This window comes from Streptomyces sp. NPDC058964 (genome assembly GCF_042741275.1).
In the GTDB taxonomy this organism is placed as follows: Bacteria; Actinomycetota; Actinomycetes; order Streptomycetales; family Streptomycetaceae; genus Streptomyces.
In genome coordinates, this window is sequence record NZ_JBHYKH010000050.1 from 11,932 (window position 1) to 21,391 (window position 9,460).

Genomic DNA, 9,460 nt, shown 5'->3' on the forward strand with positions numbered 1-9,460 from the left:
GTCGTCGTGGTGCTGTTCTGGCGGTTGGGTGGGGGGCGGGGCGCACCACCCCGCCCCCCCCCCGCCGCGCGTGTCAGCAGACCCCTGACCGCCGCGTATCCGTCCTCGCCGAGTTCCGCCGTGAACTCGTTGACGTACAGCCCGATGTGCTGGTCGGCGACGGCCGGGTCCATCTCCTGGGCGTGTTCCATCACGTACGGGCGGGAGGCCTCGGGGTCGTCCCAGGCCGCGTGCACGGACGTGTGGATGGACTCGGCGAGCAGCCGCAGCGCGTCTTCGCCCAGCGAGCGCTTGGCGACGATCGCGCCCAGTGGGATCGGCAGACCGGTCGTGTCCTCCCAGTGCTCGCCCAAGTCCGCGAGCTTGTGCAGCCCGTAGTTCTGGTACGTGAAGCGCGCCTCGTGGATCACCAGACCCGCGTCGACCTTCCCGTCCCGCACCGCCGGCATGATCTCGTGGAACGGCATGACGACGATCTCGCCGACCCCGCCGGGCAGCGTGTCCGCGGCCCAGAGGCGGAAGAGCAGATACGCGGTCGACTTCTCGCTGGGCACGGCGACCGTACGACCCGTCATGTCGGTCCCGGCCTCCCGGGTGAGCACCAGCGGACCGCAGCCCCGGCCCAGCGCGCCCCCGCAGGGCAGCAGCGCGTACTCGTCGAGGACGTACGGCAGCACCGCGTACGACACCTTCAGTACGTCGAACTCGCCGCGTTCGGCCATTCCGTTGGTGATGTCGATGTCCGCGAACGTCACGTCGAGCGCCGGCGCGCCGGGCACACGGCCGTGGGCGAGGGCGTCGAAGACGAAGGTGTCGTTGGGACAGGGGGAGTACGCGATCCGCAGCCGACGGTCCTCAGGGCTCACAGGGCTCATATGGGTCTCCAACTCTCCAGGACGGGCGAGAGCTTCCCGAAGCCCTCGGTGAGGGCCTCGAGGGCGTCGCCGATGCGCCAGGCGGCGCGGTCGCGCGGGCCGACCGGATTGGAGACCGCGCGCAGCTCCAGGACGGGCACACCGTGGGCGCCGGCCGCCTCGGCCACCCCGAAACCCTCCATGGCCTCGGCCAGGGCACGGGGATGACGCGCGCGGAGTTCCGCCGCGCGGGCGGCCGTGCCGGTCACGGTCGAGACGGTGAGCACGGCTCCCGCGCGCGCTCCGGTCGCCGCCGCGACGTCTCGTACGAGTGTTTCCGGTGGACGGTGGCTGACGGCCCCGAAGCCCAGCTCGGTCACCGGAAGGAAGCCGTCGGGCGTGTCGGCACCCAGGTCGGCGGCGGTGATCTCGTCGGCCACGACCAGCGAGCCGACGGGCGCCGCGGGCTGGAATCCGCCGGCGATGCCGGCCGAGACGACCAGGCCGTAGGGGGTGCCGTCCAGGGCGGCGGCGGTGAGAGCCGCGGCGGTGGAGGCGGCGGCGAGGGCCGGACCGACGCCGGCGGCGAGGAGGTCGTACGCACCGGCGGTCCGCCGGAGCACCGCCCCGGGGAGCGTCAGCTCCCGCATCGGGCCGGTGAACGCCCGAGCCACCGCGTCCCTTTCGGCGGGGACCGCGGTGGCCACGAGCACACGCATGGAAGACGTGGTCAGGAGTCCTTCTTCAGCTTGAAGGACCACAGACCCTGGACGGTCTTCTCGCCCTCCTTGATGGAGACCGTGGTGGTGTTGCCCGACGCACCGTACTGGGCGTTGAAGAACACGCTGCCCGGGATGGTGCGGTACGTCTTGTTGCTGGAGTCGGTGAGCGGCTGACCGTTCATCAGGATGGTCCAGCCGCTGTCCGCGATCTTCGGGTCGACGCCGAAGCGCACGGTCTCGTCCGGGTCCACCTTGATGGACTTGATGTCCTTGGCGGTGATGCACTTGGCGATGGCGGCCGTGTCCAGGGTGTTGCCGTCGTTGTAACAGGTCGCCTCGGAGCTGACCGAGCTCGTGCCGACGGTGATCGTCGCCATCGGGCTCGGTTTCTCGCAGGCGGACAGAACGAGCAGTCCGGCGGAAACGGCGCCGGCGGCTGCGACGGCGCGGCGGCGTCGCACAACGGATTGCAGCGTGGTCATGGCCGAAGGCTATCGGGCGCCGGGGGCGGTCCCCCCATGTGGGGTGCGGCGTGCCCGGTTCGTTACGCCACTCGCGGTCGTGACCGGCCGCCCTGACGTGCCGAGCTCAGCAGCCCACGCAGGGTGGTCAGCCAGCCGGCGGCCACGATCGTGGCGGCCATCGCCAGGCCCAGCGTGCCGTTGAGCGGCATCACGATGCCGATCGCGCCGCCGAACACCCACGCCATCTGCAGCATCGTCTCGGAGCGCGCGAACGCGGAGGTGCGGACCCGTTCCGGCACGTCCCGCTGGATCAGCGCGTCCAGGGACAGCTTGGCGAGGGCCTGCGCGAACCCGGCGACCGCGGCCAGACAGGCCACCAGGAAGGCGCCGAAGAACACCGCCGCCACGACGGCCGTGCCGAGCACCACCGCGACCACGGTCACGATGATGATCTCCGGCGCCCGTGACCGCAGCCACGCCCCGACCGCGGTGCCCAGCGCGTTGCCGACGCCCGCCGAGACGGCGACTATCCCCATGGACACCGCCGCGCTCTCGCCGGTCAGCGGGTGCTCGCGCAGCAGGAACGCGAGGAAGAAGATCAGGAAGCCGGAGAGGCAGCGCAGGGCGGCGTTGGCGCCGAGGGCGTGGGTGACGGCCGGGCCGACCGTGCGCAGCCCCGGCCGCTTCACCGGCGGGCGGTGCGGCCCGGGCAGTTGTTCGACGGCGGCGGCGAGCAGCGCGAGTACCGCGCCCGAGGGCGAGTGCACCTACGGCGCCCGCTAGAAGGACAGGAACGTACCGGCCACGAAGATCAGGAAGGCGCCGTAGAGCGGCCAGCGCGCCCCGAGGGCCTGCAGTCCGGCGCCGACGGGGGCGGCGATCCCGGTGGCCAGGAGTCCGCCGAGGGTGACCCGGGAGTTCGCCTTCACCAGCGAGAAGCCGGGCGGCAGGAGCCGGGGTACGACCGCGCTGCGTACGACCCCGTACGCCTTCGAGGCCACGAGCACCCCCAGCGCGGCCGGATACAGCTGCAGGCTGCCGCTGGCGGCGGCCCCCGAGATGATCAGCGCGAGCAGGGCACGGGCGAGCATCGCCCCGGCCATCGCGGCGCGGCGGCCGTGCGGCAGACGGTCGAGGAGCGGGCCGATCACGGGCGCGAGGACCGTGAAGGGGGCCATGGTGATGGCCAGATAGAGCGCGACACGGCCGCGGGCCTCGTCGGTCGGCACCGAGAAGAAGACGGTGGAGGCGAGGGCGACGGTGATCATGACATCGCCGGCGCCGTTCACGGCGTGCAGCTCGATCAGCTTGCCGAGCCCGGACTCGCCCGCGCCGTGCGCGTGGGTCGCCTTCCGGATACCGCGGGCGGTCCCGGTGACCGGGAAGTGCAGGGCACGGCCGACGGAGCGGACGGCACCGCGCATCCGGCCCGCACCGCCACCTCGACTGCTTCCCTTGACCCCACCGACCCCGGTGGCGCCTTGGGACGACCTCGCGGCTGCCACGACGTTCATAGTGCCCTGAGAACGTTGTTCGTAGTGCACTTTGTAACCGAGCGAGTCGGGCGCCCGACCGGCGCTCGCGCGCCGCGCGGGCAGGAAACAACACCGCGAAGCGGCGAATGAGTCCCGTCGGTGTAGGCCGAGCGCACTCGAACAGGTAGCGTGCGTATCTCAGCCATCCCGCAGAATGGATGGCAGAGGTGCGCCCGAGCGCGATCGGACGCGGACGTCGATGCGGCCCACAGGTCCGCTCCGTCCGCCCCACCGCCGGAGGCAGGCGCACTCGTGAGACGGCGTAGGAGAGAAGCGATACCTGTGAGCGCAGCGACAACGCGAAGCCGCACCCCCGACCGTCTGTGCGCCGAGGCGGTCGACCTCGCCCGCGCCGCGGCCGAGGAGGCCGCCGCCCCCGGTGTGGTCGGTGAGCACGTCGGTCTGGTGTCCGAAGGCGACCGCGTTGTCACGCACTTCTTCGAGTGCAAGGAGTTCGGCTACCGGGGCTGGCGCTGGGCGGCGACCGTGGCCCGGGCGTCCCGGGCGAAGGTGGTGACGCTGGACGAGGTCGTCCTGCTGCCGGGCCCCGACGCGCTCCTCGCCCCGGAGTGGGTGCCGTGGAGCGAGCGGCTGCGCCCCGGTGACATGGGTCCCGGCGACCTCCTTCCCACGGACGCGGAGGATCTGCGTCTGGAGGCCGGCTACTCCGGCGAGGACGAGCCGCTGCCGAGCTCCCCCGTGTCGCACGAGATGGCGGAACTGGCGGAGGCGGAGGACGCGGAGGTCACCCCCGGCGCCCCGGCCACGCTTCCGACGACCCCCTCGAGGGGTTCGATCGCCTCGGTGGCCGAAGAACTCGGCATGCGCCGGGCCAGGGTCCTGTCCCGCTACGGCCTGCATGTCGCCGCGGACCGCTGGGACGAGGCGTTCGGCGCCAAGACCCCCATGGCCCAGGCGGCCCCCGCCTCCTGTGTCACCTGCGGTTTCCTGGTCCCCCTCGGCAGCTCCCTCGGCCAGGCGTTCGGCATCTGCGCGAACGAGTTCTCCCCGGCGGACGGGCGTGTCGTGTCCCTCACGTACGGCTGCGGCGGTCACTCGGAAGCCGCGGTCATGCCCAAGCCGCCCCAGCCGGCGGCTCCGGTCATCGACGAGACGAAGGTGGACCCCTTCCCGCTGCGCCCGGCCCCGGACTCCGGCTCGGTACCGGCCGTCTCCGACGAGGACACGGCGGAACTCGGTCACTCCTAGCGGCGGGTCGTCCGGCCTGCTCCTGTTGCCCCGGGGCGCCGCCCCCGGTCCCGCATCGGCCTGAACGGCCTCGTCCTCGAACGCCGGACGGGCTGAGCCGTGCGGACCGGTGCGGACCGGCGAGCGAGCGGGGGCGGCGGGGGGAGCCCACCGGCGCGGCGCGCTCGTGTCGGCCCACTGAGCCGAGTGGGTGGCCGGGCCGGGGCGCAGGGGACGCGGTTCGCGCCGGGGTCCGGGGTGGAGCCCCGTGTCGGTGAGCCTGCAGCCCACCGAGTCGGGTGGGTGGGCGACGGGGGTCCGGGGCGGAGCCGGTGGCGGGACCTCTCGGCCCACCGGGCGAACATGCCAGGACCGAGCCCAGCAGCAGCGACACGGTACCTTCATCGTCACGCCGATGAGGAGAGTGAACGTGAGCAAGTTCGTGCGCCGGGCCCCGGAAGGCGCCGATCCGTTCGGGACGGCCCGTCTGCGTCGCGGTGTCCTCGACGCCTGGGCCACCAGTCCCGCCCGCTTTCGCGAGGACGCCAACGCCGAGGAGGACCTGGTCCTCGGCGGCTACCGGGACCGACTCGTCGTCGAGCTCGCCCAGAACGCCGCCGACGCCGCCGCCCGGGCGAAGACGCCGGGCCGCCTCCGCCTCACTCTCCGCGACGGCGTCCTGGCCGCCGCCAACACCGGCGCCCCACTGGACGCGACCGGCGTCGAGTCGCTCTCCACTCTCCGCGCGTCCGCGAAGCGCGAGGCCCACGAGGGCCAGGGCACCGTCGGCCGCTTCGGTGTCGGCTTCGCCGCCGTACTCGCCGTCACCGACGAACCCGCCGTCGTGGGACGGCACGGAGGCGTCCGCTGGTCCCTCGCCGAGGCCCGTGAACTCGCCGCCGACACCGCCCGCCACAGTCCGGGACTGGGCGACGAGATCCGCCGGCGTGACGGACACGTCCCCCTGCTGCGCCTCCCGTTCGCCGCCGAGGGCACCGCCCCGGACCCGTACGACACGGTCGTCATCCTCCCGCTGCGCGACACGGCCGCCACGGACCTCGCCGAACGCCTCCTGCACGCGGTCGACGACGCCCTCCTCCTCGCCCTCCCCGGGCTGGAGGAGGTGGTCGTCGAGATCAACGACGAGGCCCCCCGCACGCTCACCCGCCGCATCGACGGACCCTTCACGATCGTGGAGGACTCCCGCGACGGCGTCACCCACTGGCGTACCTCAACCGGACAGGGCCCGCTCACCCCGGACCTCCTCGCCGACCGCCCGGTGGAGGAGCGGCTGCGCCCCAACTGGTCGGTCACCTGGGCCGTACCGGTCGACGCCTACGGCAGCCCCGTCCGCCCCCGGACCGCGCCGGTCGTCCACGCCCCCACCCCCAGCGACGAGCCCCTCGGCGTGCCCGCCCTGCTCATCGCCTCCTTCCCGCTGGACACCACCCGCCGTCATGCGGCCCCCGGCCCGCTGACCGACTTCCTGGTGCAGCGCGCGGCCGACGCGTACGCCCAACTCCTGGCGGACTGGCGCCCGGTGACGGAGGGCATCATCGGCCTCGTGCCCGGTCCCCTGGGCAAGGGCGAGCTCGACGGCGCGCTCCGCCGGGCGGTCCTCGACCGCCTTCCGCGCACCGCCTTCCTGCCGCCGGCCGTCGAGCCCGCGGGCGAGGGCGCCGAGGACCTCCCCGACGTCCTGCGCCCCCGTGACGCCGAGGTCGTCGAGGGCGCGGGCGCCGACACGGTCCGTGTGCTGGCCGAGGTGCTGCCCACCCTGCTGCCCGCCGGTCTCGAACGCCGGGTCGAACTGCGCACGCTGGGCGTCGCCCGTCTCCCGCTCGCCGATGTGATCGACCGGCTGGCCGGGCTGGAGAAGGACCCGGACTGGTGGCACCGGCTCTACGACAGCCTCGCCGGGGTCGACCCGGACCGGCTGTCCGGCCTGCCCGTGCCGCTCGCCGACCGGCGCACCACCGTCGGGCCCCGCCAGGTCCTGCTGCCCACCCCGGACGCCACCCGCATCGCCCCGGAGATCCTGGCCCGGCTGGGGCTGAAGGTCGCCCACCCGGACGCCGCCCATCCGCTTCTGGAGAAGCTCGGCGCCCTGCCCGCCACCTCCCGGGCCGTCCTCACCACGCCCCAGGTGCGGGCCGCCGTCGCCGCCTCCCTGGACGACGAGGGCGGGGCGAGCTGGGAAGAGGACGCCCCGGACGCCGAGGAGCTGGCCGACACCGTCCTCGCCCTCGTCCGCGACGCGGGCCTCGAACCCGGCGACGAGCCCTGGCTGGGCGCCCTCGCCCTGCCCGACGAGGACGGCGAACTCGCCCCCGCCGGTGAACTGGTCTACCCCGGGAGCGCCTTCGCGCAGGTCATCCGTGAGGGTGAACTGGCTGCCGTCGATGCGGACTTGGCGGAGAAGTGGGGCGAAGGGCCGCTGGCCGCGTGTGGTGTCCTCGCCGACTTCGCCCTCGTCCGCGCCGCCGACGTGGTCCTGGATCCGGACGAACTGGAGCCCCGCGAGGGCGATTTCGCGGAGCCCGACGACGCGGGTCTGCTCGACGCCGTGGACGTGTGGTGCGAGGACATCCTCGACCGCTTCCCGGACAGTCCGGTGCCGCCGGTGGCCACCGAGCTGGTCGCCGTGCGCGACCTCGACCTGGTCGACGACGAGCACTGGCCGCAGGCCCTCGCCCTGCTCGCCCGTCCGCCGCTGCGCGACGCGCTCACCCAGCCGGTGCGGATCCTGCTGCCGGACGGCACGCACGAGGTCGTACGGCCGTACACGGCGTGGTGGCTGCGCGGGCACCCGGTGCTGGCCGGGCGCCGGCCCGCCGGTCTGCTGGCGGCCGGTGGCGACCCGCTGCTGCGCGGGCTGTACGACGAGGCGGATGCCACCGGGTTCGAGGACGAGCAGGTGCTGCGGGCTCTGGGGGTACGCACCTCCGTCGCCGCGCTGCTCGACGAGCCGGGCGGCGCCGCCGAGCTGCTCGACCGGCTGGCCGACCCGGAGCGCCGGGTCACCCCGGCGCAGCTGCACGGCCTGTACAGCGCGCTGGCGGAGCTCGATCCCGAGCAGGTGACCCTGCCGGACGAGCTACGGGCCGTGGTCGACGGGCGGGCGGGGGTCGTGGACGCGGCCGACGCCGTGGTCGTCGACTCGCCCGACCTGCTGCCGTTCACCGAGGGTGTGCCGCTGCTGCCCGTGCGGCCGTCCCGGGCCGCCGAGCTCGCCGAGCTGTTCCAGGTCCGGCGGCTGAGCGAGTCCGTGACCGGCGCCGTCGACTCCGAGGGCGCCGAGCACGACGTACCCGAGTCGGTGCGGGTGCTGCTGGGTCCGCGCACCCCGGACACGTACCTGGAACACGAGGAGCTGGTCGTCGACGGCGTGGAGATCGACTGGCGGCTGACGAACGACGGCGTCCTGCACGCCGCCACCCTGGAGGGAGTGGCCGCCGGTCTGGCCTGGGCTGCCGGGCAGTGGCCGCGCCGCTTCGAGGTCGCGGCACTGCTGGAGGACCCGTCCCGGACGGAGGAGCTGGCACGCGACCGCTGGTTCGACTGAGGCCCGGTCCCGTCCGGTCGGGACCGACCGTTCAAAATTAATCTGCAAAAGATTCAACTTCCGTACAACCATCGCCACCCGCTGCGGATCTGATCACGTGGGTCAACAGACTCCATGATCATTCGGGCCCCGAGGCGACGACGAGCCGTGAGGAACGACCCGCCGTCGGGGCCCCTCTCCCATGCAGGGGAACGCATGCGCATTCGCGCCACCGTGGCCGCCGTTTCCGGCGCCCTGGCCCTCTCCGCCTTCGTCGTGCCGGCCGCGCACGCCACCGACGCCCCGTCCTACCGGGCGGAAGCCGCGAAGGCGGTCACCGCCTCCGGCAAGTCCGCGTACACCGCCTCGACGGCGGCCGACCTGGGCGTCAGCTTCTCGAACCTCAAGATCGCCAGCGCGATCAAGGTGGGTACCACCAACCACGTCTCCACCACGGTCACCTACACGCTGACCCACGGTGCCGCCTACGACATCAACTCCGACGACTTCGACAACGGCCCGTTCCTGTACAAGGGCTCCTCGCCCGACACGGCGGTCAACGTCCTGTTCGGCGACGCCCCGGCCGACTGCACCGCCGTCACGGCGACGACCGCCAGCTGCACGGCGCTCATCGACATCTACCCCGACATGGGCGAGCTGATGAACTCCGACGCCGGCTCCTGGGGCGTCGGCGGCCTGGCCGTCCAGTACAGCACCAACGACAGCACCGTGCAGGGCGGCCTGGGCACCACCAAGGTCCAGCGCTACTCCAAGCTGACGGTCAACGCCTCCCCGGAGCCGGTGAAGAAGGGCAAGACCATCACGGTCACGGGCAAGCTGTCCCGCGCCAACTGGGAGGACAACCTGTACCACGGCTACACCGGCCAGTCGGTGAAGCTGCAGTTCCGCAAGAAGGACTCCAGCACCTACACCACGCTGAAGACCATCACGTCGGACTCCACCGGCAGCCTGAAGACCACGACCACCGCGTCGGCCGACGGCTACTACCGCTTCAGCTTCGCGGGCACCTCGACCACCCCGGCGGTCAACGCCACGGGTGACTACGTCGACGTGCAGTAGGCACTGAGTTCCGGGGGGCGCGACCCACCCCCGCACCAGGCCGGCCCTCACCAACAGACCGCGGTCGACCAGC

Annotated in this window: 6 protein-coding genes and 1 pseudogene; 3 read left to right on the top strand and 4 right to left on the bottom strand. The window is 73.1% G+C overall.

All coding sequences use genetic code 11. From position 1 onward, the window contains the following. The 4 genes and pseudogenes from ACFW2E_RS09420 to ACFW2E_RS09435 all read right to left on the bottom strand — a co-directional run. Nucleotides 1–875 (bottom strand): 1,4-dihydroxy-6-naphthoate synthase (locus tag ACFW2E_RS09420; RefSeq protein ID WP_384463848.1); only part of this gene is annotated, 875 nt, incomplete at its 3' end. Next, nucleotides 872–1,573, bottom strand: a complete 702-nt coding sequence (locus ACFW2E_RS09425; RefSeq protein WP_384463851.1) for a futalosine hydrolase — start codon at nucleotides 1,571–1,573, stop codon at nucleotides 872–874. The genes ACFW2E_RS09425 and ACFW2E_RS09420, both read right to left, overlap by 4 nt. An 11-nt stretch (nucleotides 1,574–1,584) precedes the next feature. Beyond that, nucleotides 1,585–2,058, bottom strand: a complete 474-nt coding sequence (locus tag ACFW2E_RS09430; RefSeq protein WP_384463854.1) for a DUF2771 domain-containing protein — start codon at nucleotides 2,056–2,058, stop codon at nucleotides 1,585–1,587. 62 nt (nucleotides 2,059–2,120) lie between these two features. After that, nucleotides 2,121–3,545: pseudogene (locus ACFW2E_RS09435) on the bottom strand (MFS transporter). Nucleotides 3,546–3,857: 312 nt separating this feature from the next. Between ACFW2E_RS09435 and ACFW2E_RS09440 the strand changes: the two are divergent. From ACFW2E_RS09440 to ACFW2E_RS09450, 3 genes are all read left to right on the top strand, one after another. Continuing rightward, entirely contained in the window at nucleotides 3,858–4,784 is a 927-nt protein-coding gene (locus tag ACFW2E_RS09440; RefSeq protein ID WP_384463857.1) for a DUF3027 domain-containing protein, read from the top strand. A gap of 409 nt (nucleotides 4,785–5,193) precedes the next feature. Then, nucleotides 5,194–8,328 carry a sacsin N-terminal ATP-binding-like domain-containing protein gene (locus ACFW2E_RS09445; RefSeq protein ID WP_384463860.1) on the top strand — a complete coding sequence of 1,045 codons (3,135 nt, stop codon included), beginning with the start codon at nucleotides 5,194–5,196 and terminating at the stop codon, nucleotides 8,326–8,328. A gap of 195 nt (nucleotides 8,329–8,523) precedes the next feature. Further along, on the top strand, nucleotides 8,524–9,387 hold the full coding sequence (locus tag ACFW2E_RS09450; protein ID WP_384463863.1) for a hypothetical protein: 864 nt from the start codon (nucleotides 8,524–8,526) through the stop codon (nucleotides 9,385–9,387). Nucleotides 9,388–9,460 lie beyond the last annotated feature (73 nt).

Bases quoted from the DNA above. Each gene is read 5' to 3' on its own strand.
- ACFW2E_RS09425 (WP_384463851.1), bottom strand. From the start codon at position 1,573: ATGCGTGTGCTCGTGGCCACCGCGGTCCCCGCCGAAAGGGACGCGGTG.
- ACFW2E_RS09430 (WP_384463854.1), bottom strand. From the start codon at position 2,058: ATGACCACGCTGCAATCCGTTGTGCGACGCCGCCGCGCCGTCGCAGCC.
- ACFW2E_RS09450 (WP_384463863.1), top strand. From the start codon at position 8,524: ATGCGCATTCGCGCCACCGTGGCCGCCGTTTCCGGCGCCCTGGCCCTC.